The sequence below is a fragment of the Nocardia uniformis NBRC 13702 genome (assembly GCF_001613345.1).
In the GTDB taxonomy this organism is placed as follows: domain Bacteria; phylum Actinomycetota; class Actinomycetes; order Mycobacteriales; family Mycobacteriaceae; genus Nocardia; species Nocardia uniformis.
This window is the reverse complement of sequence record NZ_BDCE01000093.1, coordinates 43,395-66,045: the sequence shown is the minus strand read 5'-3', so window position 1 is coordinate 66,045 and position 22,651 is coordinate 43,395. Positions and strand designations below refer to the sequence as shown.

General features: G+C 66.0%; 27 protein-coding genes and 2 tRNA genes. 18 read left to right on the top strand and 11 right to left on the bottom strand.

Going from position 1 to position 22,651, the window contains the following annotated elements; genetic code table 11:
- Positions 1-60 precede the first annotated feature (60 nt).
- Positions 61-621: a hypothetical protein gene (locus NU1_RS34355; protein WP_157553405.1), complete on the bottom strand. Its 561-nt coding sequence runs from the start codon at positions 619-621 to the stop codon at positions 61-63.
- An 89-nt stretch (positions 622-710) separates the two neighbouring features.
- Here NU1_RS34355 and NU1_RS34350 point away from each other — a divergent pair, with 89 nt between their 5' ends.
- Together NU1_RS34350 and NU1_RS41985 are read left to right on the top strand one after the other, a co-directional pair.
- Entirely contained in the window at positions 711-2,117 is a 1,407-nt protein-coding gene (locus tag NU1_RS34350; protein WP_169815185.1) for a carbohydrate kinase family protein, read from the top strand.
- 117 nt (positions 2,118-2,234) lie between these two features.
- Positions 2,235-2,420 carry an RGCVC family protein gene (locus tag NU1_RS41985; protein ID WP_157553403.1) on the top strand — a complete coding sequence of 62 codons (186 nt, stop codon included), beginning with the start codon at positions 2,235-2,237 and terminating at the stop codon, positions 2,418-2,420.
- On the opposite strand, the gene NU1_RS34345 is transcribed toward NU1_RS41985, so the two are convergent.
- A complete protein-coding gene (locus NU1_RS34345) occupies positions 2,417-2,707 on the bottom strand; it encodes a hypothetical protein (protein ID WP_371859864.1) in 291 nt (96 codons plus the stop codon). The genes NU1_RS41985 and NU1_RS34345 overlap by 4 nt on opposite strands.
- Before the next feature lie 81 nt (positions 2,708-2,788).
- Positions 2,789-3,502, bottom strand: coding sequence for a TetR/AcrR family transcriptional regulator C-terminal domain-containing protein (locus NU1_RS34340; protein ID WP_084522076.1), 714 nt, complete (start codon positions 3,500-3,502; stop codon positions 2,789-2,791).
- Between the two features lie 171 nt (positions 3,503-3,673).
- On the opposite strand from NU1_RS34340, the gene NU1_RS34335 reads away from it, so the two are divergent.
- The 5 genes from NU1_RS34335 to NU1_RS34315 all read left to right on the top strand — a co-directional run bounded on the left by NU1_RS34335 (position 3,674) and on the right by NU1_RS34315 (position 8,220).
- Positions 3,674-4,129 (top strand): MarR family winged helix-turn-helix transcriptional regulator, encoded by a 456-nt coding sequence (locus NU1_RS34335; RefSeq protein ID WP_067527980.1) that lies wholly within the window; start codon positions 3,674-3,676, stop codon positions 4,127-4,129.
- A complete protein-coding gene (locus NU1_RS34330) occupies positions 4,122-5,927 on the top strand; it encodes an AMP-dependent synthetase/ligase (protein ID WP_067527978.1) in 1,806 nt (601 codons plus the stop codon). The genes NU1_RS34335 and NU1_RS34330 overlap by 8 nt, the downstream gene beginning before the upstream one ends.
- 67 nt (positions 5,928-5,994) lie before the next feature.
- Positions 5,995-6,213, top strand: coding sequence for an EF-hand domain-containing protein (locus NU1_RS34325; RefSeq protein WP_067527976.1), 219 nt, complete (start codon positions 5,995-5,997; stop codon positions 6,211-6,213).
- A gap of 162 nt (positions 6,214-6,375) precedes the next feature.
- Positions 6,376-7,803, top strand: a complete 1,428-nt coding sequence (locus NU1_RS34320) for a short-chain fatty acid transporter (RefSeq protein ID WP_067528081.1) — start codon at positions 6,376-6,378, stop codon at positions 7,801-7,803.
- A gap of 195 nt (positions 7,804-7,998) precedes the next feature.
- Positions 7,999-8,220 (top strand): DUF397 domain-containing protein, encoded by a 222-nt coding sequence (locus NU1_RS34315; protein WP_084522075.1) that lies wholly within the window; start codon positions 7,999-8,001, stop codon positions 8,218-8,220.
- 83 nt (positions 8,221-8,303) lie between these two features.
- On the opposite strand, the gene NU1_RS34310 is transcribed toward NU1_RS34315, so the two are convergent.
- The gene (locus NU1_RS34310) at positions 8,304-9,215 is read right to left on the bottom strand and encodes a helix-turn-helix domain-containing protein (protein WP_084522074.1); all 912 of its coding nucleotides are present in this window, start codon (positions 9,213-9,215) and stop codon (positions 8,304-8,306) included.
- A gap of 126 nt (positions 9,216-9,341) precedes the next feature.
- Positions 9,342-9,647, bottom strand: a complete 306-nt coding sequence (locus NU1_RS34305; RefSeq protein ID WP_067527974.1) for a hypothetical protein — start codon at positions 9,645-9,647, stop codon at positions 9,342-9,344.
- 81 nt (positions 9,648-9,728) lie between these two features.
- Here NU1_RS34305 and NU1_RS34300 point away from each other — a divergent pair, with 81 nt between their 5' ends.
- From NU1_RS34300 to NU1_RS34285, 4 genes are all read left to right on the top strand, one after another.
- Positions 9,729-9,989 (top strand): DUF397 domain-containing protein, encoded by a 261-nt coding sequence (locus tag NU1_RS34300; RefSeq protein WP_307645560.1) that lies wholly within the window; start codon positions 9,729-9,731, stop codon positions 9,987-9,989.
- A gap of 102 nt (positions 9,990-10,091) precedes the next feature.
- Positions 10,092-10,376 (top strand): hypothetical protein, encoded by a 285-nt coding sequence (locus NU1_RS34295; RefSeq protein ID WP_067527970.1) that lies wholly within the window; start codon positions 10,092-10,094, stop codon positions 10,374-10,376.
- A gap of 433 nt (positions 10,377-10,809) precedes the next feature.
- Positions 10,810-11,022: a hypothetical protein gene (locus NU1_RS41980; protein WP_157553401.1), complete on the top strand. Its 213-nt coding sequence runs from the start codon at positions 10,810-10,812 to the stop codon at positions 11,020-11,022.
- Positions 11,023-11,203: 181 nt separating this feature from the next.
- A complete protein-coding gene (locus NU1_RS34285; protein WP_067527966.1) occupies positions 11,204-11,620 on the top strand; it encodes a VOC family protein in 417 nt (138 codons plus the stop codon).
- A gap of 481 nt (positions 11,621-12,101) precedes the next feature.
- On the opposite strand, the gene NU1_RS34280 is transcribed toward NU1_RS34285, so the two are convergent.
- From NU1_RS34280 to NU1_RS34265, 4 genes are all read right to left on the bottom strand, one after another.
- Positions 12,102-12,176: transfer RNA gene (locus tag NU1_RS34280), tRNA-Arg, on the bottom strand.
- Positions 12,177-12,244: 68 nt separating this feature from the next.
- A tRNA-Leu gene (locus tag NU1_RS34275) sits at positions 12,245-12,319 on the bottom strand.
- A 276-nt stretch (positions 12,320-12,595) separates the two neighbouring features.
- Entirely contained in the window at positions 12,596-14,563 is a 1,968-nt protein-coding gene (locus NU1_RS34270) for a multicopper oxidase family protein (RefSeq protein ID WP_067527964.1), read from the bottom strand.
- Positions 14,560-14,976 carry a DUF6220 domain-containing protein gene (locus NU1_RS34265; RefSeq protein ID WP_067527962.1) on the bottom strand — a complete coding sequence of 139 codons (417 nt, stop codon included), beginning with the start codon at positions 14,974-14,976 and terminating at the stop codon, positions 14,560-14,562. The genes NU1_RS34270 and NU1_RS34265 overlap by 4 nt, the downstream gene beginning before the upstream one ends.
- A gap of 163 nt (positions 14,977-15,139) precedes the next feature.
- On the opposite strand from NU1_RS34265, the gene NU1_RS34260 reads away from it, so the two are divergent.
- Both NU1_RS34260 and NU1_RS34255 read left to right on the top strand, forming a co-directional pair.
- Entirely contained in the window at positions 15,140-16,354 is a 1,215-nt protein-coding gene (locus NU1_RS34260; RefSeq protein ID WP_067527960.1) for a sensor histidine kinase, read from the top strand.
- Positions 16,351-17,028 carry a response regulator transcription factor gene (locus NU1_RS34255; RefSeq protein ID WP_067527958.1) on the top strand — a complete coding sequence of 226 codons (678 nt, stop codon included), beginning with the start codon at positions 16,351-16,353 and terminating at the stop codon, positions 17,026-17,028. The genes NU1_RS34260 and NU1_RS34255 overlap by 4 nt, the downstream gene beginning before the upstream one ends.
- A gap of 50 nt (positions 17,029-17,078) precedes the next feature.
- Here NU1_RS34255 and NU1_RS34250 read toward each other — a convergent pair whose 3' ends face one another.
- Together NU1_RS34250 and NU1_RS34245 are read right to left on the bottom strand one after the other, a co-directional pair.
- On the bottom strand, positions 17,079-17,363 hold the full coding sequence (locus NU1_RS34250; RefSeq protein WP_067527956.1) for a YciI family protein: 285 nt from the start codon (positions 17,361-17,363) through the stop codon (positions 17,079-17,081).
- 36 nt (positions 17,364-17,399) lie between these two features.
- Complete coding sequence (locus NU1_RS34245; RefSeq protein WP_067527955.1) at positions 17,400-17,942, bottom strand: amino-acid N-acetyltransferase; 543 nt, start codon at positions 17,940-17,942, stop codon at positions 17,400-17,402.
- A gap of 212 nt (positions 17,943-18,154) precedes the next feature.
- Here NU1_RS34245 and pgsA point away from each other — a divergent pair, with 212 nt between their 5' ends.
- The 5 genes from pgsA to pspM all read left to right on the top strand — a co-directional run bounded on the left by pgsA (position 18,155) and on the right by pspM (position 22,580).
- Positions 18,155-18,730: a CDP-diacylglycerol--glycerol-3-phosphate 3-phosphatidyltransferase gene (pgsA, locus tag NU1_RS34240; protein ID WP_067527953.1), complete on the top strand. Its 576-nt coding sequence runs from the start codon at positions 18,155-18,157 to the stop codon at positions 18,728-18,730.
- Positions 18,731-18,743: 13 nt separating this feature from the next.
- Positions 18,744-19,250 carry a CinA family protein gene (locus tag NU1_RS34235; protein WP_067527951.1) on the top strand — a complete coding sequence of 169 codons (507 nt, stop codon included), beginning with the start codon at positions 18,744-18,746 and terminating at the stop codon, positions 19,248-19,250.
- A 58-nt stretch (positions 19,251-19,308) separates the two neighbouring features.
- The gene (locus NU1_RS34230; protein WP_371859863.1) at positions 19,309-19,797 is read left to right on the top strand and encodes a helix-turn-helix domain-containing protein; all 489 of its coding nucleotides are present in this window, start codon (positions 19,309-19,311) and stop codon (positions 19,795-19,797) included.
- 227 nt (positions 19,798-20,024) lie between these two features.
- Positions 20,025-20,855, top strand: coding sequence for a phage shock protein PspA (pspA, locus tag NU1_RS34225; RefSeq protein WP_067527949.1), 831 nt, complete (start codon positions 20,025-20,027; stop codon positions 20,853-20,855).
- Between the two features lie 18 nt (positions 20,856-20,873).
- Positions 20,874-22,580, top strand: coding sequence for a phage shock envelope stress response protein PspM (gene pspM / locus NU1_RS43580; RefSeq protein ID WP_245720440.1), 1,707 nt, complete (start codon positions 20,874-20,876; stop codon positions 22,578-22,580).
- The last annotated feature ends 71 nt before the right edge of the window (positions 22,581-22,651 follow it).

Sequence of the window (22,651 nt, the reverse complement as noted above, 5' to 3'; positions counted from 1 at the left end):
GTTCGAAGCGGCTGGCGGACATCTGTGGGTGGATGGGCATACCGGGCAACATGCGCGGATTCAGGCCACCGCGACGACCGTCAGAATCATCACCGCGATGCTGCCCCAGACGATGGGCCACACGACGATACCGCGGCTGAGCTGGCGAACGCCGGTGCGAATGTTGGTGATAGCGCGAATTCGCAGTTCGCCATGCCGGTCGACGCGGCCGTCGGTGAACACCGGATCGCCGATTCGCAGCTCCATGGGTGTGACCGGAAGAAAACGCACGTTCCACCGGCGGCCGATGTCGTCGACCAGGTGGATCAGCACGCCCGGTCGCTGTTGCAGCGGCGAGAACCACACCGAGATTCGCGCCAGACCCGGGCGACCTTTGCGGGCAACCCGCCGCTGTACCCAGGCGGCGAGCACGACCCCGACCAGGCTGGGCAGTACCGAGGCAGGCACAAACGCCTGTTCGGTCAGCAGCAGCAGTGCGGGAAGCACGAACCACAGGGGTTGCGGTGCTGTCATGAGGACCGGTTCCGGGTTGCGGGCGATGATTCCGATAACTGATCCGCGCCCCGGTATTAACGGTGTGCGAGACGTGTGTTCGTTGTGCCCCAGGGGAATAGTTGTCATAAACTACTCTTTCCGCCGGAACGGGCTCGGAGGTCCGGATCGGATCCGGCCTGCTGGACCGGAATTCGTACTGGCGTGGGGTGATGTCTGTGTCGACCGAGACGGATCTGTTCACGGCACTGCGCGCACTGCGGGCCGCTGTTGGTTCCCCGAAGGCGGCGCATTTGTTCCGGCGCATCGAGGTCCTAGGTGTGCCACTGGGGCGCAACACCCTTTACGACCTGTACAGCCGCATGGATTCTCCCGCCGACACCCGGGCACCGGCCTGGTCCACGGTGGAGGCATTTGTTAGGGCGTGTCTCGATCAGGCCGACCGGACGGGCCGACGGATCAGACCGGAATGGCGCAACCACGACTGGTGGGAAGACCTCTACCGGAACTACGGCAACACTTCCCCGCAGCCTGTCGACGGATGGACTCACGCCGTCGAGAAGGCGCGGCGCGACTGTCCCACCGATCTGCTGACCATCACAGCGATGAATGCCGACGCCGTGCATCTGGTCGACCGCATCCAGCGTGACCATGAGGTCGTCAGCCGTCGGAGCCAGTACGCGCCCGGCGGTTCCGGCGCCAACACCGCCGTCGCACTGTCGCGAATCGGAGGCCGCGCCGCTGTCGCCGGAATCGTCGCCGACGACAGCGAAGGCCGCAATCTCCTAGCGCAGCTCGCCGGTGACGATGTCGATGTCGCCGGTGTTCTCGCCGTGCCCCATTCCCGCCTTCCCACGGGCAGCACTATCGTCCTAGCGGACCAGTCCGGGGGCCGGATGATTGTCGTATCGCCGGGTATCAATTCGGAGTTGGCGACGCGGCTGCGTCGCCAAGGCCGGGTGGACGCGCTGGTCGAGGCCGCGCAGCAATGTCGAATTCTGCACCTGACATCCATGGCGGGTAACGGGCAACGAGTGCTCCAACAGGAAGTTGCCGCTACGGTGGCCGACCGAACGGTGATCACACTGAACCCCGGCGCGATCTATGCGTCACTGGGAACCGCGCGGATGGAACCGCTGCTGAGCCTCGCCGACGTGGTGTTCGTCTACGAACAGCAGCTCGACGTATTGCTAGGGCACTACGCAATTCAGGATCGACCGGTAGAGGACAAGATTCGTGACATGCGCGCGCGGCTGTCGCGACTGCAGCCGGCTGTCACGGTGCTCAAACTGTCTATGGGAACTACCCAGACGCGGTCGGTCGCGATCACGGTGAGCGAGCCCGGTGGTCGGATGAAAACCTACTATCCCGACGGTGTCGTCGACGTCGATTGCCACCGGCTCACCGACGCCACCGGCGCTGGCGACGCGTCGGTCGCGGGTGTCATGTTGACCTTGCTGAACGGTGGTACCCCGGTCGAAGCGGTCAACCTCGCCCACGTCATGGCGCTGGCCGCGTCCGGCACCGTCGGCGGACGCGACGGTGTGCCCCGTCGGCCCGACCTCGGGTCGTTGTGGGAGCAGTACTCCAGCGGCGCGGAAATTCCGTCCTGGCTCACCGATTGACCGGCGGACCGAGCGGATCGAGATCGAGGGGCGACGGTTTTTGACGCGCCCAACGAGGTGTAGCCTGGGTGTCAGCGACGTATGTCTACGTTGTAGGTCTACAGATTGGGGAGGCTGATGTCTTCGAACGGTTGTGTCACCCCCGTGACGGCCGCGCCGATCGAAACCTCCTGTGCGGCATGCCCGCACGACTGGGAGGCCCACGACCGGATCGGCGTCAGGTACTGCTCCGCGACGGTGGCGGGCGGGCTGGATCGAGAATGCGCCTGCCCGGCCGATCGGGCGAAGGTCTACTACCGCTAGGAAGTCAGCCCGGGAGTTCCCGGACCGGGGTGCAGCACCTCGACATCGCAACTGGCGACTTTCGGGTTCATGCCGAGGTAGTTCAGCGGACCGGCTGCGACGGTCACGGCGATCGTTCCGGTGCTTGCGCAGGTGTCGGGCAGATTTTGGTAGTACTGCCGTTGCCCACCGGCGACGGCGCCGATGAGCAGCCACGCGAACAGCAGGATCGTGAAGACACCGGGCCCTCTCGAGCGGTAGCCGCCACGGACTCGCATGTAACCGTCTCGGTCTTCGTAGGCTCTCATTTCCTGTCTCCATTTGATCGAATCACGCACTGGCCCAGGCGCCGACGACGGCTGCGACGAGTACGACCGCGAGTCCGACGGTCACGGTGATTCCCTCGGTGACGGCGGCACGGCTGTGGTGAGACCGGTGAGCAAGACATCGAGGCCGCGTTCGAGCTCTTCGCCGCCGTCGTAGGCGGCCAGCTCGGAGGCGAGACCGCGTAGTAGCGGAAACTCGCCGATCGGTAGGCGATACAGGCCCAATCGCAGCAAATCCGTTGACTCCCCGGGCTGTTCGACAATTTCCTGCATTTCGGTGAGGACGTGGCCGTAGAGGAATCCGAACAGGGCGCGGTAGATGTGCAGGGCGTCGGCGCCGGTGAAGTCCGCCTTGGTGAGCAGGCTCAGGATGTGTTCCAGGGGCCGCAGGGTGCCGATGGGGCGCAATCCGAGCGGGGTGGCCAGCGGGTGGGTGACCAGCAGCGGAACCACGTTCGGGTGGTCGACGGCGATACGCCGGAAGTCTCGCGCGATCAATCGCAGTTGATGACGCCAGTCCGGATCGCAGGTGTCGACGGTGAGCTGTCCCAGCACCATCTCGGCGACGCCGTCGAGCACCGCGGCCTTATTCGTGGCGTGCCGGTAGAGCGCCATCGGGTCGCGGCCCAGCGCCTCGCCGAGTCGGCGCATGGACAACCGATCGACACCGCTCTGGTCGATCAGCTCGAGTGCGGCCGTCAGGACCGCCGCCCGGTTCAGCGGACTGTTGCGGGTTGGTGGGCTCGCGCCCGAAGGGCCGTCACGCGTTCCGTTCATCGAACACCTCTCGGCGTCCCCATAACTGTGGACGTCCCTCCAGTAGACGCCGCCCACCACCGACTGTCAACGATGTAGGTCTACGCCGGTAAACTCGGTACCACCCGATCCGGGCAGCCTCCGGCTCGGTGAGAGTGAGGGGGCCGCCCGCGGCGGGGCTATAGTTGCGCTATGCAACACCCATCCGGGCGGTGGTCTCCCGAGCTGGTCGCGGTCCACGACGCGCTGACGCACATCGTCCGCGAAATCATCGCGGGCCGCCCTGCCGTCGAGGCGCTTCCGCCATTCGCGCAGCGGGCGGCACTGTCCTATATAGACCGGAACCCGGGCTGCCGTGCCACCGAGATCGCCGAGTCGTTCGGGGTACATCGGTCGACGGTGTCGCGGCAGTTGCGCGCGTGTATGGACGCGGGCTGGGTGGAGGCGGGGGAGGGCAGTCTGCACGCCGGCTACCCACTGACGCTATCCACCGCCGGGCGGCATGCGTTGACGGCAGCAACCGGACACGACCTCGCCCGGCTCGACGAGCGCATGGCCGACTGGACACCCGGGGAGATTGCCGACTTCGCCCGCGCGCTGCGGCGCTTCCAACACCCCGATCCGACCATTGGAGACGATCATGCGTGAGTTCGCCGCGGCGACCACATTCACCATCGCCGAGCACGACACCATTGTCGGCTCGGTCTACAACCAGGCCGAGCAAGCACCTCGGCGAGTGCTGTTCTCCCGGCTCACCGGGGAACGCTGGCTCGACGTCACCGCCGAGGAGTTCGCGGGTCTGGTCTCCGCGGTCGCCAAGGGGCTGATCGCCAATGGAATTCAGCGCGGGGACAGGGTGGTGCTGCTGTCCGCGACCCGGTTCGAGTGGACGCTGCTCGATTTCGCGATCTTGGCCGCGGGCGCGGTCACCGTCCCCGTCTACGATTCCTCCGCCGCCGACCAGGTGTGGTGGATTCTCGAGGACTCCGCCGCGGCGCTCGCGGTGATGGAGACCGCCCGGCACAAGGAGCTGCTCGAGGGAGCGCCGGACACGCTGCGGCGAATGCTGGTCATCGACGATGGGGCCGAGGCTGTCCTGATCGCCGACGGCGCGAGTGTTCCCGACGAGGTCCTGCGCGAGCGGCTGGACGGGCTGCGCGCCGATGATCTCGCCTCCCTGGTCTACACCTCCGGCACCACCGGCCGTCCCAAGGGCTGCATGCTCACCCACCGCAACTTCCTCTCGGAGGTACGCGGCATCCGCAGCGCCAGCATCGGTGACGTCGCTTATCCGGGGCAGCGGATGCTCACCTTCCTGCCGCTCGCGCACGTGCTGGCTCGCGCCGTATCGATGGCCGCCTTCGAGGCGGGGATGACGCAGGCGCACTGGTCGGACTTCAAGACCATTACCGCGCAGTTCACCCGCTTCCGCCCGCATACGATTCTCGGGGTGCCGCGGGTGTTCGAGAAGGTGCGTGACGGTGCGAACAAGAAGGCGCACGAGGGCGGCGAGGTCAAGGGCGCGGTGTTCCGATTCGCCGAACGCACCGCGATCCGATGGAGCGAAAAGGTAGATCACACAGGCGGATTCGCGCATCGACCGTCCCCGCTCCTGCGCCTTCAGTACGCGCTGTGCGATCGGTTGGTGTACTCGCCGCTGCGGGCCGCGCTGGGTGGTGACTGTGAGTTCGTCATCTCCGGTGGCGGGGCGCTGGCCCCTCGGCTGGGACATTTCTTCCGCGGCGTCGGTGTCCCGATCTACGAGGGCTACGGACTGACCGAGTCCACCGCGGCGCACTGCGTCAACGTGCCGGGTTCGGTGAAGATCGGCACCGTGGGACAACCCTTGGGCGGCAACGCCGTTCGGATCGCCGACGACGGCGAGATCGAACTGTCCGGCGGTGTGGTGTTCGCCGGATACTGGCACAACGAGCAGGCCACGACCGCGGCACTGCACGACGGCTGGCTGCGCACCGGCGATCTCGGTGAACTCGACGAGGACGGCTTCCTGTCGATCACCGGACGCAAGAAGGACCTGCTCGTCACCGCGGGCGGCAAGAATGTCTCACCCGGTCCGATGGAGGACCGTATCCGTTCTCACGCGCTGATCTCACAAGCCATCGTGGTCGGCGACGGCCGCCCGTTCATCACCGCGCTGATCACCGTTGACCCCGAAGCATTCACGGCATGGAAGGCGGCCAACGGCAAACCCGCGACCGCGACCATCGCCGACCTGTCCAGCGACCCCGCACTCCGGACCGAGGTACAGCAGGCGATCGACGACGCCAACAGCACCGTTTCGCACGCCGAAGCCATCAAGAAGTTCGCTGTACTCGATAGCGACTTCAGCGAGGAGTCCGGCGAACTCACCGCCACCCTCAAGGTCAAGCGCCATGTGATCGCCGAGCGATTCGCCGACGCGATCGAGAAGATGTATCGCGGCTGACCACTGGCGGCGCCGGGTGCGATACTCCTGTGGCTGTTCGGTTTTCGGAACAAACGAAGGAGTGGTCATGGGTGGCTTTACCGTGTCGGAGGCCAAGGCGGTATTCACGAAGGTCGATGCCAACAGTGACGGCTACATCACCCTCGAGGAGTACGCGCAGGCCGTTGAGGCGTACGGGTTTTCGACCGACGCCGCCAAGAAGGCCGCCCTGGCGATCCTGGAGAAGACCGACCTGGACGGGGATCAGCGCATCAGCCTCGCGGAATTCCTGACCCTCGTCAGCTGATTCAGCGCAGGGCACTGAACCAGTGCGGTTCTGCATCCTTGCAGACCGCACCTGCGTATTTCGTCATTGTCCCCACCGGTTCGCACATCAATACTGACCGACCAGGCATGTGTGACGCATCACATGAATGGTGTTGGTGTGCGAAAGGTGAGGGACAACCCGATGACGTCGACGATCGAAGAACGCAACTCGGAGAAGGGACTCGCGCGGGTTGCCCAGGCGCTCGCCGGGTGGACGGAGAAGTGGTTCCCGGACGCCTATGTCGTCGCGCTCGCGGGCGTATTCCTGGTGGCCGCAGCAGCTTTGGCCAACGGCTCGTCTCCGCAGACAGTTGTCGACGCGTTCGGTGACGGATTCTGGGATCTGACCGCGTTCACCCTGCAGATGGCCATGGTTGTGCTCACCGGATATGTCGTCGCCACGTCGCCGCCTGTCGCCCGGCTGATCGACAAACTGGCCACTGTGCCGCGAACCGCCAGCAGCGCAGTGAGTTTCGTTGCGTTCCTGTCGATGTCGGTATCGCTGGTCAACTGGGGCCTCAGTTTGGTGTTCGGCGGTCTGCTGGCCCGCGCGATCGCCCGTCGGACCGATCTCCGCGTTGACTACCGTGCCCTCGGCGCGGCGGCATTCATGGGGTTGGGCGCGGTGTGGGCGCTCGGGCTCTCGTCCTCGGCCGCGCAGCTGCAGGCGACGGCGGCCTCATTGCCTCCGGCACTGCTGAATATCACCGGTGTCCTCGACTTCGGACGCACGATATTCACCTGGCAGTCCATGCTCATGTGCGCCATCATCATGGCGATCACGGTGGTGATCGCGCACTACTCGGCCCCGAAGGGCGCGGCGATCAAGACCGCCGAGCAGATGGACGTCGATCTCGATGATCAGCCCGCGCAAGTGGCTCCGCGCTCCCGGCCGGGCGAGTGGCTCGAGTACAGCCGCATCCTGCCGATGCTGGCGGTCCTGATGACGGCGGGCTGGTTGATCTCCCAACTCGCCTCGAAACCGGTGCTCACGGTGGTCAGCAGCCTGAACGGCTATCTGCTCGTCTTCCTCATGCTCGGCCTGGCGCTGCACGGGACGCCGCGCAAGTTCTTGCAGGCCGTCTCCCTCGCCGTACCCGCGACGGCCGGAATACTCGTCCAGTTCCCGCTGTACGCCGCCATGGCCGCGATCCTCACCAAGGCGCAGGGCCGGGGCGGTATCACCGTCTCCGAGCACCTCGCGGAGTTCTTCACCAGCATCGGCGGTGGCGGCAGCTTCGCCATTATCATCGCGATCTACACCGTGATACTCGGCATCTTCGTCCCGTCCGGCGGCGGCAAGTGGCTCGTCGAGGCCCCCTATGTCATGCAGTCGGCGACCGACGTCCAGATGAATCTCGGCTGGACGGTCCAGATCTACAACGTGGCCGAGGCCCTGCCCAACCTCATCAACCCGTTCTTCATGCTGCCCCTGCTCGCGGTCCTCAAACTGCGGGCGCGCGATCTCGTCGGTTTCACGTTCCTGCAGTTCATGTTTCACCTGCCGGTGGTGCTACTGCTCGTGTGGTTGCTCGGAACGACGTTCGAATTCGTCCCGCCGATCCACTGAGCTGCGATTCGTGCGCCCCGGTGTTTTGTCGGTGGGTCGCCGTAAGGTTGCTTTCATGAGCATTTCGATGCCTCGGCGTGCAGGCCCGGATGAATTCAGTTGCGCGCACGGTGGTTCGGAGAGCACTGTGTTGGTCGCAAGTGCTTCAGGTGAAGGGTCATGGGGAGTGACCCTCCGGGGGAAGGAACTAATGCCATGAACTGCAATATGATTCGCCGGGAACATCGCGGCCCGAGGTTCGCCAAGAGCAGCTTCAGCTATGGTGGCGGCGATTGTGTCGAGGTCGCGTACCACGAAGGCCGGATCGCGGTGCGTGATTCCAAGGATCGGCACAGTCCGACACTGTGGTTCACGAAATCCGAGTGGCGAGCGTTCACTTCAGGTGTGCGGGCCGGCGAATTCGATTTCGTCGACTGATGTGCTGGTGGTGTCGCAGCGAATTCGCTGCGACACCACCACCCCCACATGCGACCGACCCCTCGACGGCCGCTGGAAAATGGTCAATTGGTTGCGAGGCGGTGGATTTCGTCCCGGAGTTCGGTGAGAAATGCGCGGGCCTCGTTGTCGAACAAGGCCATTCGAGTCAAAGCCACCCAGCGGCGGCGATGGGCGTCGACGCCTTCCGGGCCGCGGGTGACCATGCTTCCCGGAATCGGTTCCGCGGAGGCGAGTGCGTGGTCATCGTTGTCGTAGATGACGAAACCGTGCGGGATCGTGGTGCTCGCGTCGATATCCTGCGGGATCACCCCGATGGTGACCGTATCGAGGGTCTCGATCGAGATGATCCGATCCAGTTGCGCGAGGAGTACGCGATGGGGTCCGGGGCGAAAGCGCAAGGCCGCTTCGGTAATCAGGAATTCGAAACGCTTCGCGGGGTCGTACAGCACCCGCTGGCGCTCCAGGCGCGCGGCGAGCGCTGCCGTCAGAGCGTCGGGCGGATAGGGCGGATCGAAAGTGGCGAACACCCGACGGGCGTAGTCGGCGGTCTGGAGCAGACCCGGCACCAGTGCGGGCTGGAAGTTCCGCACCAGGTGCGCGTCCTCCTCGAAAGCCCGGACATCGTCCTGCAAATGCGGGCGATCCGCGAGCGAGGTCGCCCAGTCGTGCACCTCGGGTGAGTGCGCCGCTTCCGTGAGAGCGCGCAACGCTTTCTGGCAATCGGCTTCTGCCCCCACAGCATTGGCCCAATCGAGCACCTGCGGAAGCGGGGGAACCACATGCCCCGCCTCGATCCGAGACAACGTCGACTGGCTGATTCCGACCTGCTTGGCCAGCTCCCGCCCGGAGATCCCGGCAACGTCGCGCAACCGGCGCAGCTCCGCCGCCAACTGCTGGCGCGGGCGCGACTGGTGCGCAACAGCATTCGCGGCGGTCGCCGCCGCCGCTGTTGCGCCCTCTGCCGGTTGATTCATGATGATTCAGATCGAATCATCTCGATTCATCCGAGTCAAGACCTGACCGGTCATGGCTTGAATCACCCATGGAATCGCGTGTGCGCCAGCAGGTCCGAGAATGGGGTCGGGTGAGCGGTCTCCGCCTCAGTTCACGTGCACCGTGTGGTTCCTGACGGCGTCCTCGACGGGTTGCCTGGCATCGAGGGAATCGGAAGATTCGATACCGTCGAAGAACTCGTCGAGAATGTCGGCCCGGTCGAGTGTGGCCGGGAAGGCGTGTGAGGCTCGGGCGCTGACGATGACGGCGTACAGGACGGTCGCGTAGACCTGCGAGCGCGGCACTGTCAACCGCCATCCGCGCCGTTCGCGTTCCCGCAGTTGGGTTTCGACGGTATCGAGAACGTCCTGGATGACCTGAAGTTCGACCTGTTCGCGATCATCGGAGTACATGTCGACCTCCGAAAAACGCTGCGGCGCAATTCGATACTGCGTTCCGCATGAGTGTGAACAGAGGCGTTCGAGCCACCGTCGGTGCCCGCGTGCCCCGCGCGTCGAGCACCATCCGCCCGGACACGACCAGGGCGGTCCGTGCCCGCCACCGCACCCAGCAGTTACCCAAGTAGTCACAGCAGCGGCCAGACCGAATGCGGCGAAGTGGCCTGGCTACCGAAAAGCATGGTCGGGGTGCGTGACTCCAAGAACCCGTCCGGCCCCGCCCTCCTCTTCACCCCCGGCGAATGGGATGCGTTCGCCGCGTGGGTTACCGACAGCGAGTTCGGTCGTCCTCGGTAAAGAGCAGATACCCGATAATCTGCCGTACATCGTGGCCGAGGCGCGACACAACGCGGTCGAACCGGTCCTGCGCCGAAACCGGTACGACTACCGTTGTCAGGTATGACGACCAGGGATATCGCGGTGACCGTGACCATGGATGACGTCGAGTGGCAGCATCTGCGCGACGCCGCCGAGTGCGCCGGAATGAGCTTGGAGGCGTATGTCTGCTGGGGTGTGCGACTGCTGGCGGTGGGAACCAAGCCGGGAAAGAGCCTCGGGCGTGCGTTCCCCGCGGTTGTGCCCGCGCCGCGGACACCGCCCCAGGTCGGCGACGAGTCACAGGTGTGGGCGGAAACCTTCACCGAACGTCTATCGCACCGTGTCGAACAATTCCGCGACGACTGAGCCCACCTCGACTGCCGATACGGCATGAATCGGTTCGCCGCACCGGGCTAGCCGAAAACCATTGCCGGGTAAACGACTTCGCGCCACCGTCCAGTCGATGGGCGACCGTCGCGGCATTACGGAGCGGCGCCAGCGAGCGTGCGGAACTGTTGGACGGGCAGCTGCTCAGTGGTCGTACCGGCGATGGCGGTTTCCGCGTCGAACTGCGGCTGCCGCGCTCCTGAAGGGTCCATGGTCGCGCCGACGCCCTGTGCTGACCGGTCGTGCGTCTCGCACCGGTAACCGAAAGGCCGCCAATGCTATTCGGGTTCGGGCTGATTCGAACCCGGCACGCAAACCCGCCATCGGCAGGGGTGGATACCGTCACTCGGCGGATACCTCCGGGAACATCGAGTCCGCTGAATCGACAGTGCGCTGGGATCAGGCACAGCGCATGTCACCGCTGCCGGACGGTGGTGGCGGGCCGCGCTCGACAGCGCGCGTCGCCTGGACCGAGTGCGACCGCGGCGGGCACTTCGCCGCCATGGAAGCGCCGGACCTGCTGCTCGCCGACAGCCGCGACAGCTACCGCACCAGGCGTCAGCCCGCTGTCGGATCGGCAACGGCCCAGATGTCTCGACCCGGCCGCTGGGAGCACGATGGATAAGCGGATGTAATCGCCAGCTATGGAATTTCCGTGTTGTTCGGGCTACGCGTAGCGGGCAGTCTCGAGTTCGGTTCGCACGAAATCCGCTGCGGGACAGGCTGGAACCCAGATCAGCTACATCCCACCGCCTTGGATATGCAGGGCGCCGACACCATACATCTACGAACTCAGGGATACCCTCATGAAACTCACCAGCTTTTATCCGGTCATTGGTACATCGCGAATCCAGGAGTCCCGTGACTTCTACACCAGGCTGTTCGGGTTCGACGTGACCTTCGAAGCCGACTGGTATGTGAGCCTGCGTCGACCGGGCGAACAGCCGTACGAACTGGCCCTGCTCGACTACACCCACCCGACGGTTCCCGAGGCGTATCGCAGGCCCGTACAGGGATTGCTGCTCAACTTCGAGGTCGAGGACGTGGACGCGGAGTGGGAACGGCTCGTCGTCAGCGAAGGACTCCACCCCGAACTGGAGTTGCGCAGTGAGGAATTCGGGCAGCGACACTTCATCGTCGCCGACCCCAGTGGTGTGCTGATCGACGTGATCACCGAAATCGAGCCCCTCGGGGAGTTCGCCACACAGTTCGCCAATCCGTGATGAGTTTCAGGGTGCTCGCCACCGGAGTCCAGATGCGACAGTACCGGTCGCCGAGCCGGGGATGATCGGTCGAGGCCAGGGTTGCGTGCGAGCTCCGAATGATCCTGGAAGTCCCGCCACGCCAGATCACCTGCCGGAAGAAGTCGCGAATATCAGGCAGGGGCAGTTCGGGAATCTCGTAGGCGGCCAGTGGACACCTCGGTCGTTTTCGCTCCGCAGCACGGGTCGCGGACCATCCGGCGGATTTCGGTAGTTGCCCCGCCGATCGGCGGGCATCGCACCGCCGACCGGCCGTCCTATCGAGTGAGCGTGTCCACCAGGAACACGGTCAGGCCGAGAGCCGTATCGCCCAGCCCGATCACGGCGGCTTTCCCGCCGAACAGCCACCCGATCCGGCGGCACCGCCGTATCGGCATCCTGGAGAAACTGCTGCCACCCGCGCGCGGACGTATTGCCCCCCGCCATAGTGTGAAGATGGTGCTGGTGTGCCCGAGAGGATTCGAACCTCCAACCTCCTCCTTCGTAGAGAGGAGCTCTTCCTTTGAGCTACGGACACTCGGCCCCGCGCGGATATCGCCATTGACATCTACTCCACGCTGAGGTGCGCGGGGCGTGAAAGTTGGGTTCCCTCGGTGAGATTCGAACTCACCCTGTCCGGATTCTGAATCCGACGCCTCCTGCCAGTTGGGCTACGAGGGAATAGACACGGAAAAGGGGTCGCTCCTGGCGATGTGCCGTGGAGCGACCCCTTTCGGTGATCTCGGGTAGGGGAGATCTAGGGACCACTCCGTACGGCGATACGTACGCGAAGAAGGAAGGTACGGTCGATCCCGCGCTGGTTCTGCTGAAGCTGCAACATCGTTATGGTGACCGCCTTTCCTGTCGTCGGTGGATTTCGCTGAATTCACGCTAACACCGGAGTTTCCCGAACGAAACCGATTTATTCGCAGGGTGATCGGTAGCCGATCGCGGCGGCTACGGGTGGTTGTGGCTCGCCCCGACGGCATGCATACCGTCGAATGGGCTGGTGACACCGTCGTAGCGCAATTGCAGCATCATCCCCTGATGAGCATGGGGCAGGTTGTGGCAGTGGTTCATCCAGATGCCCGGATTCGAGGCTCTGAAGGCGACCTCCCATACCTGTCCGGGGCGAACATCGAAGGTGTCGACCCACAGTGGGCTGCCCGATGACGCCGTCCCGTCTCTGGAGAGGATCAGCACCGGGTGGCCGTGTAGATGCCAGGGGTGGGTCTCGAGACTGCGGTTGACCACGGTGAAGCGCACGATATCGCCTTCGTCGACAAGCTGATCGGGGATCGACGGGTGCCCGCGGCCGTTGACAGTCTGTGCGTATGCCGGTGTTCCGTCGACCATAGCCACCCCACGGTCGAGAACCAGGGTGAAGTGCCGGTCGGCGGTGGCGGTGCGCAATGCGACCGGGACCGAGGTGCCGTATGTCAGCAGGTCGAGTTCGGGCCAGCTCGCGGTGCCCGATGTGGACGGTTCGGTGTCCGGGGCATCGGACCGGGGTCGCAGCCACACGGTGGGGGCATGGTCGTCGAGTATCAGCGCTACGGGGGTGCTCGGCATATCGAATACCAGGTCGTAGCGTCCGGATGCGGGCAGTCGCAGCCCGATCCGGCTGATCTCGCCGGGTCGTTCGAGGTCGCGGCCGTCGACGGCCGCCACCCGGAATGCGGTGCCCGCTAATGCGAATCGGTGTGGATCTGAGTCGGTGTTGATTATTCGCAGCCGTACCGTGGTACCTGCCGGTGCGAGGTGTTCGAGTCCGCCCGCGATCGTGGCGATGCCGTCGAAGGTGTGCACGGGCAGCGTCAGATCCAGTTGCTCGGTGTGGTTTTCGGTGCGGGGTTTCACGACGAGAGTGCCGTAAAGCCCCCGGCGCACGCCGAGGTGTGACGCATGATGCGTGTGGTACCAGTAGGTTCCGGCTTGGTCGGCTCGAAACCGGTAGACGAATTCGCCGCCGGGCCGCACCACGTCCTGGGTGACGCCCGGCGCACCGTCCTCTCCACACGGCACGTCGTAGCCATGCCAGTGCAGGGTTACTCCGTCGTCGATATCGTGGTTGACCAGTGTGACCTCGATGAGATCGCCCCGGACAGCCGTAATCGGCGGGCCGGGCACCGTGCCGTCGAAGGTCCATGCGTCGATGTCATGCCCGGACTCCGAGCGCAGCGTGGCTTTCCTTGCCTCCAAGACATATTCGCGCCGGACGCCACCCGGTGCCGGTGCGGCGGTACACCGCAGATCGGTCACCGAGACGGCCGTACGGGATATCGGATCGGGACCACCACCATCGGTCATCGACGCGCCGGGGCGCACGGACAGACCCACACCGGTAGCCGCCGCACCGACGACCACCAGACCACCAGCGAAGCCGAAAAAGCGGCGGCGCGAAACCTCCGGCCCGGTCGGATCGATATCCGATGCCTCGTCGGCGTCCGATGTCGCGAGCACTCGCACCGTCAGCAGCGCGCCGGCGCAGACGAGTGCGATCGTCAGCAACGCGGTGCCGAGCGTCAGCGGGTATCCGAAGAGGAAGGTCACCACGAAACCTGCCAATGCGGCGTAAGCAGCTGTGAGCAACGCGACAACGCCTGCGGCATCGATAGTTTCGGGCTGCCGGGCGGCTTCGACTCGGGCGAGCAGCCGCGGCCCGGTGATCACCGTGGCGGCCAGTGCGGCCACTCCGATCATCGGCAGCCCGAGGAGCACTTTCTCCTGAACGAACCACCAGCCCCTACCCGCCAGCACAGCTACCGACACCGCCCGGGCCGAGGTCACCAGTAGCGCCGCGACCAGGAGAACGCGGGCGAGCCGGACACAGCGCAGCGACAGGGTGACACCCGCCGCGAACCACACGATGACGGTCAGCAGCGCGACGCCGTGGTCCAGCAGGATCCAGGTGGCGGTCGTCATGACGAAGTTCGGGCGAGATCGACCGGCGTCCACGAAATCCGTTGCGATTGCCGCACAATCATCCCGATCACGCCGAGGATGACCAGCCCGTTGATCGCGTGCAGGCCGAAGATCAAGCCGCTGGCGCTGGTGCCGTCACCGAGTGATTTTGCGATTTCCCGGATCACCGATTGCACGATCGCCAACCCGGCGACCAAACCCGACAGTCCGATGAGTCGGCCCGGCATCCGGGCGATGGCGGCGGCAATCGTGACCACGAACGCGAAGACGAGTATCGCGTTGCCGAGCATGCGATGTGGTTGGAAGGATTCCTCATTGGGCGCGGTATCGAAGGCGCCGCCCGCGGCCAAATAGAACTGTGCGATGACGGCGAGCAGCAGCAGGGCCGCCATACCGGTGAAGACCTTTTTCATGGCGTCGATCGTCGCGTCGACCGGCCTCGCTCCGAGTCCTGCGACGGGTGACACCGTATACGTGAAACCGCGCAGGGCGATCCCGCTGAGCTACGTCGGTGGACGTAGTCGATCACGCGTCTGAGCGGCCGTTCGACTTCCCTGAGTACCGTACGATCGCCGCATGGATCTGCGGGCGGTATCGCAACAGTTGTCCGCCTGGTTCACACGCCGGCCCGCCTGGTTACCGGATGTGCTACTCGCGCTGTTCGTCACCGTGGTCCAGGTGCAGAGCGCCGCGATCCCGGTGCCACTCGAACCGGTACCGAAACCCGTGTCGGCCTTCGGATATGCCCTGCTGGTCGTGAGTGGTGTGGCCATCGCCCTCCGCCGCCGCCGACCAATGCTGGTGTTCACGATCACCGCGGTGGCCAGCCTGATCTACTTCGGCCTCGACTTCCCCGACCGGCTTTCCTATCTCAGCCTCTTCGTGGCCCTTTACACCCTCACCGCCTACGGCGACGGGCGCCGGACCCTGATGATCGCCGCTGGCGGAATCACGGCGCTGGCCCTCGGCTGGCTGATCGCCGCGGCCGATATCGAACCGCGCGTGGCCATCGGCTGGGTGTTCTTCCGGATCGGTGCGTCGGTGATCAGCACAACGCTCGGCGAATCCGTCCGGTCTCGTCGTGTCATCGCCGCCGATGCACAAGAACGGGCTGAACTGGCGGAACGGTCTCGCGACGAGGAGACCCGGGCGCGGGTCGACGCCGAACGGCTACGCATCGCGCGCGAAGTACACGACACCGTCGCCCACGCCATCGCCATTATCAATGTGCAATCCGGTGTCACCGCACACGTACTCGACAAACGACCGGAACAGGCCCGGGAAGCGCTGCGCACCATCGAGCAGACCAGTTCGCGCGCGCTACACGAAATGCGCGCCATCCTCGGTGTCCTGCGCGACGGCGACGAACGCGAGCCCTATCCCGGATTCGACCAGGTGCGCGAACTCGCCGATAAGGCCCGCAATGCTGGGCTCGACATCACCATCGAACAGACCTCGCCGGTAACGCCACTCCCGAGCGCGGTAGGTAGCGCCGCGTATCGCATTGTGCAGGAGGCGATTACCAACGTCATCCGGCACGTCGGACCGACCCGCGTGACTGTGTCGCTCGAGCCGGGCATCGATGCCCTGAGGATACGGGTGGCCGACGAGGGCCGCCGCGACTCCACGCACGTCCCGACCCCCAACTCGGCCACGACCGGTCGAGGGATCGTCGGAATGCGCGAACGCTGCCAACTGCTCGGCGGTGAACTCGACGCGAAGTCGCGTCCCGATGGTGGGTTCGACATCATCGCCTACCTGCCGCTCGCCCCGGTGGGGTCGCGCCCGTGAACGTCACGCCACCGATCAAGGTGCTACTCGCCGACGACGAACGCCTGGTCCGATCCGGCTTCAAAGTTCTGCTCGACCTGGAGGACGACATCACGGTGGTCGGTGAGGCCACAAATGGCGCGGAAGCCGTCGAACTAGCCCGCGCCACCCGTCCCGACGTCGTTCTCATGGATATCCGCATGCCACGGCTGGACGGGATCCGCGCCACCGGCCAGATCGCCGCGACCGGCGGGCTGGAACAGGTCAAGGTTCTCATCCTCACGACCTACGACACCGAGGACAATGTCTTCGAGGCCCTGGCGGCAGGCGCGAGCGGATTCTTGCTCAAGGACGCGGGCCCCGCCGAACTCCTGCACGCCATCCGGGTGATCGCCGCCGGGGACGCCCTGCTCGCCCCCCGGATCACCCGACGCCTCATCAGCCAGGTCACCGCGCAGCGCAGGGCCGCCAAGTCCGCCGAGGACCGGCTCGCGGTGCTGACCGATCGTGAGCGCGAAGTGGTGGCACTGGTCGGGCAAGGCATGAGTAACGACGAGATCGGTGCCGCCTTGTTCCTCAGCCCGGCTACCGCTCGCACGCACGTCAGCCGGGCGATGGTGAAACTGGGCGCACGCGACCGCGCGCAACTGGTCGTAATCGCCTACCAGACCGGGCTGAGTCACTTCGACCCCTAGTTATCCGTTGTGGCGGTGCACCTTTCGGTAGGCCGGTGGCATTGGCATGGTTACTCCGAGAACGCGCCCATGACCGGCAGCCATTCGACGAATCGCACATTGTCGATGAGCCCCAGCTGGGCGAACGGGTCCTGCGGCAGCAGCTTGGCGAGCGCGTCGGCGTCATCGGCGCGGACGATGATGAGCGCGCCGGTGCCGTCCGGGTAGGGGCCGCTGGTGAGGGCGGTGCCCTGGTCGACGAGGTTATTGAGCCACGCGCGGTGTTCCGGGCGGTGTTCGGTGCGGCCGGGAACGGTGGCGTCGGAGTAGGTGTAGTGGACGGCGAAGATCGGCACAGGCGTGGCTTTCTGGGTAGCGGAGGGTTGAAACAGTTAGAGGTTCAACAGCATTCGGGTATTCCCGAGGGTGTTGGGCTTGACGTAGCTGAGGTCGAGGAATTCGGCGACGCCGGTGTCGTAGGAGCGGCACATTTCGGCGTAGACCTCGGCGGTCACCGGAGTGCCGTCGATTTCGGCGAAGCCGTGGCGCGCGAAGAAGTCCACCTCGAAGGTGAGGACGAACAGTCGCCGCAGTTCCAGCTCCCGCGCCACCACCATCAGTTTCTCCACGATGAGGTGTCCGACGCCCGCACCCTTCACGCCGGGATGTACGGCCACGGTGCGCACCTCGCCGAGATCGGCCCACAGTACATGCAGCGCCCCGCAGCCGACGAGCTGTCCATCGAGTTCGGCGACCCAGAATTCCTGTACGGCCTCGTACAGGTTGACCAGGTTCTTCTCCAGCAGGATCTTGCCGGCGTAGATGTCGATCAGGCGCTTGATCTCGGGCACATCAGAGGTGCGGGCGCGGCGCACCAGCGGTGTGCCCGCCGCCGCGCCGCCTACCGAACCGCTGTGAGGTACCCGTGTTGTCATGGGGTGCACAGTAGTCGGCTCCGGTACCGATAGGCTGGGGGTGTGTCCGACATCCAGCCCTCTTGCTCCCCGGAATCATCCGGGTCCCATGGCCGATTCAGCGGCCGGTGGGGGCGCTGGTGACGGTGCAGCGTGAAGAAGGCCGCTGGGCCGGAGCGAGCGCACCGCGCTCCGGATTCGTATCGGGGCCTCGCGCGGACACCTCGAGTGCTATGGAACCGGCCGTCGTGCCGTTGATGAATATCGCCAATGTGCTGACCATTCTGCGCATCGTCCTGGTTCCGCTGTTCCTGATGGCGCTGTTCGCTGCGGACGGCCACGACACCGGATGGCGCTGGATCGCCGCCGCGATATTCGGCGTCGCCGCCATTACCGACCGCTTCGACGGACAGCTGGCCCGTAAGTACGGCCTGATCACCGACTTCGGCAAATTGGCCGACCCGATCGCGGATAAGGCGCTCATCGGCGCGGCCCTGGTCGGCCTGTCCGTGCTCGGCGATCTGCCGTGGTGGATCACCGTCGTGATCGGTGTCCGGGAAATCGGCGTCACCCTGCTGCGCTTGGCGGTGGTCCGCCGCGGTGTCATCCCGGCGGGTCGCGGTGGCAAACTCAAGACGCTGGTGCAGTCGGTCGCCATCGCGGTACTGGTACTTCCGCTCGCGGGCGCGTGGGTGACATTCGGCATGGGACTGATGTACATCGCGGTGGCGCTGACCGTCGCGACCGGTCTCGACTATGTGGTGCAGGCGGCCCGGCTCTGGTTCGGCTCGCCCCGCCACTCCGTCTGACGGGCCCCGTCCCATGACCGGCCACCCCTCGACCGATCCGCTGACCGCCGAGGTGCCCGCCGCCGACCTCGTCCGCGCGCTGAGCAGTGGCGGGCAGACCGTCGCCACCGCGGAATCGCTCACCGCCGGACTCCTCGCGGCCACCCTCGCCGGAGTTCCGGGTGCGAGCGCGGTGCTGCGCGGCGGGCTGATCGTGTACGCCACTGATCTGAAGGAAACACTCGCGGGTGTGAGCGCCGATACACTTGCGACCGACGGTCCGGTGGCCGCGAGTACCGCGGAACAGCTGGCCGTGGGCGCGCGAATCCGCTGCGGAGCCGACTGGGGAATCGGGCTGACCGGTGTCGCCGGACCCGATTCGCAAGACGGGCGCGCGGTCGGCACGGTATTCCTTGGACTGTCCGGACCAGAGGGCACCGAGGTCGTCCGGTTGAAACTGTCGGGAGACCGGTGGACGATCAGGGTGAGCGCGGTTCGTGCCGCGGTCACCGAACTGCTCCGCAGCTTGCGGAGCGGTTGAGGGGCCGGGAACGCGCGGGCGGTGCTGGACGTTGTCCAGTCAGACGCTGAGTCCGGCGATGAGTGAGGAGAACGAGATGACGCTGCTGCGAGAAGCAATCGGGGAGAGTCTGCGGCGTGCTCGGGTTGCCCAGAGCCGGACGCTGCGTGAGGTTTCCACCTCGGCACGGGTGAGTCTGGGTTATCTGTCGGAAGTCGAGCGCGGCCGTAAAGAAGCTTCCAGCGAACTACTGGCTGCCATCTGCCAGGCCCTGGACCTACCGCTGGCACAGGTCCTCTTCGATGTGAGCGCCACCATGGCCGACGCTGATCAGGCCCGTCGCGAGCCGGAACGCACGGCTGCCGCACCGTCGGCGCCCACCCGCGACACCGAGCGCAAGGAAGCGGTGCCGGCGGGTGCCAGCGCCGCTGGAGCTAATGCGTCCGCGGCGGTGGCGATGGCGGCCGGTGCCGGTTCGACGCCACGCGGTGGAGACGGCGCGTTCGGCCCCCGCATTGTCATCCCCGCGCCCAAATCGGACCGTCTGGTGTTGGTCGCGGCCGACTGATCACCGGCGCTATAACGAGTGTGAGCTGTGCGGTGGCGGCGAAAAGGGATAAATTCTCGGTAGGCTTCGTGTCAGAGGTGTCGTGCAGCGATGGTCCGGCGTGACCATCGACAATCGCAACAACGACTGCCGCGCAGTGGAGGATAGGGACACAACGGGGTGCGTGACGGTCGCGCACTATGTCGCACAGAGATGCGCGACACGTCAGATGGAGGCGGGATCAATCGATGGCTAATCCGTTCGTCAAGGCCTGGAAGTACCTGATGGCCCTCTTCGACTCCAAGATTGAAGAGCACGCGGATCCGAAGGTGCAGATCCAGCAGGCTATCGAGGAAGCCCAGCGCCAGCATCAGGCCCTGTCACAGCAGGCCGCGTCGGTGATCGGCAACCAGCGCCAGTTGGAGATGAAGCTCAACCGCCAGCTCGACGAGGTGGAGAAGCTCAATGCCAACGCCCGCCAGGCCGTCATGCTGGCCGACCAGGCGTCGAGTGCCGCCGATACCGAGAAGGCGATCCAGTACACCAATGCCGCCGAGGCGTTCGCCGCTCAGCTGGTAACCGCCGAGCAGTCCGTCGAGGACCTGAAGGTGCTGCACGATCAGTCGCTGCAGGCCGCCGCGCAGGCCAAGAAGGCGGTCGAGCAGAACGCGATGCTGTTGCAGCAGAAGGTCGCCGAGCGTACCAAGCTGCTGTCCCAGCTGGAGCAGGCGAAGATGCAGGAGCAGGTTTCGGCCTCCCTGCAGCAGATGGACTCCACTCTTTCCGCCCCCGGCAGCACCCCGAGCCTGGACGCGGTGCGCGAGAAGATCGAACGCCGCTACGCCAATGCCCTCGGTTCGGCCGAGCTGGCCCAGAACACCGTGCAGGGTCGCATGATGGAGGTGCAGCAGGCCTCCGTCCAGATGGCCGGCCACAGCCGCCTCGAGCAGATCCGCGCCTCCATGCGCGGCGACGCCCTGCCCTCCGGTGAAGCGGCCCCGCAGCTCAACCAGGGTCAGCCCGCCGCGAACCCGGCCGCGGCGCAGCTCAACAAGGACCGCAGCGCACAGCAGCAGTAACCGAAAGGTTTTCGACCGATGGGGAAGTCGCGGGCACAGGGCGAGCCCGCGATCACCCGCGCCCGTTTCCGCCGCAAACCGGTAGCCGAGCGGGCGGCCGTCCCGCCACCGGGCTTCCCGATCCCAGTGGTCCCCACCGACGGCACGTCGACACGTCCGGAGAACGCCTCCGCCGGACCGGATTCCGGCTCCACCGGTCGGTATCCGGCCGCCGGAGAACGCGCGCAGCGCGGCTCGGTGCCGGAATCGGCACGACGGCCCGCCGAACCCGATGCGACGCAGCGGTACCCGGCCCAGCTGGGCTCGCTCAGTCCGTCCTACGGCACACCGGGTGGCCGGGTCGGCGGGGAGTCGGGTGCCGAAGCGACTTCGTACCGCACCACCTCACCGCAGCGTGGGAATACCGCTGCCGAACAGAATTCCGGCCCTACCGCCCGCTATCCCGTCGGCCAGCCGTCCCGCCCGCCCGGATTCGGTGATGCCGCCGAGGCGCTGCCCGACCCGGGTCGTCCATGGAATCCGTTGCCCGGGTTCGATATCGGTGTGGTGCGTGAGGTGTGGGCACCGGCCGATCAGGGCGGACCGGTCGATAGCGGCACGCGGCGACACCGAGAACAGCAATCGACGCCTGACCACGGTGTGAATCACATGCCGGACAACGGCTCTGCGCGCGGGGCGAATCAAGGCGATGCGATGTCGTCGAGCGCAGATGCCACCGGTTCAGCGGACGCTCGCGGGCCCCGGCGTCATTCGGGGTCGATGTCGGGCACTGGTGGCCCGGATTTCGCCGCCACCGGGCCTGGTGCTCGCCGCGGGAGGCGTGCCACCGAGTCGACCAGCGGTGAGCCTACTGGCGGTCGTGGTGTCCGAGGCCCGCGTGCACGGGCTACCGAGGCTTTCCGAGAGATGTTGGCTCCGGCCGGGGTCGAGCCTCAGGATTTGACGCAGCGACTGCCGGAGACCTTGCGGGGGATGGGGGAGCAGGCGTTCTCGGCGGTGCGGCGCTGGGCCGATCCGCGTGAGCGCGAGTTGCGTAAGCGACGGCGGGTGCGGCGGCGGAGTCTGCGGTTGGGAACCGCCTCGGGCGTCACCACCATCGGCACCATCGGCCTGGTGTTGATCTCGGCTCCCGCCTGGGCGGTGGTCGTCGTCGGCGGTGGCGCGGTGGCGCTGGTGACCGGCGCGGCCGTCACCACCAAGCGCTACCTGCAATTGCGCAAGGACCCCCTGCCTCCGGCGGCGTTCCGGCCACGACGTCTGCCACCCCTGCGTTCGGCTGCGCGAGCGGCGATTTCGCGCCTGGTACGCGCCGAACGTGCCATGCACGGCCTCGGCAACCAGATCTCCCGATCGGGCCGCCTCCCGGTCGACGACCTCACCGATACTGTCGAAACCGCCGCCTCGGGTGCCGCCGCATTGCATGCCCTGGCCGCCGACATCGCTGCTATGGAGGACGCCGCGGGCATACTCGGCCAGGCCAATTCGCCACTGGCGGATCACATCCGCGCGGCCACGGCCCGCCTCGATACCGGTGTCACCGAGTATGAGCAGATGGTCTCCGCCGCCGTCCGAGTCCTCGCCGTCCCCGAAAGTGCCGCCCTCGCAGACGATCTCGGCTGGGCCATGGTCAACCTCCGCGATGCCGCCGACCGGCTCGACGGCTGGGCGCAAGCACTCACCGACCTGGCTGACAGCCGCTACCGCGCTACCCCGCCGCAGTCCTGACGCCTGCTGCCGCACGACCCGCCGTCGGCAGGTCTCTCTCGTACCGCACCCGCATCGTCCGCGCCCGCGCT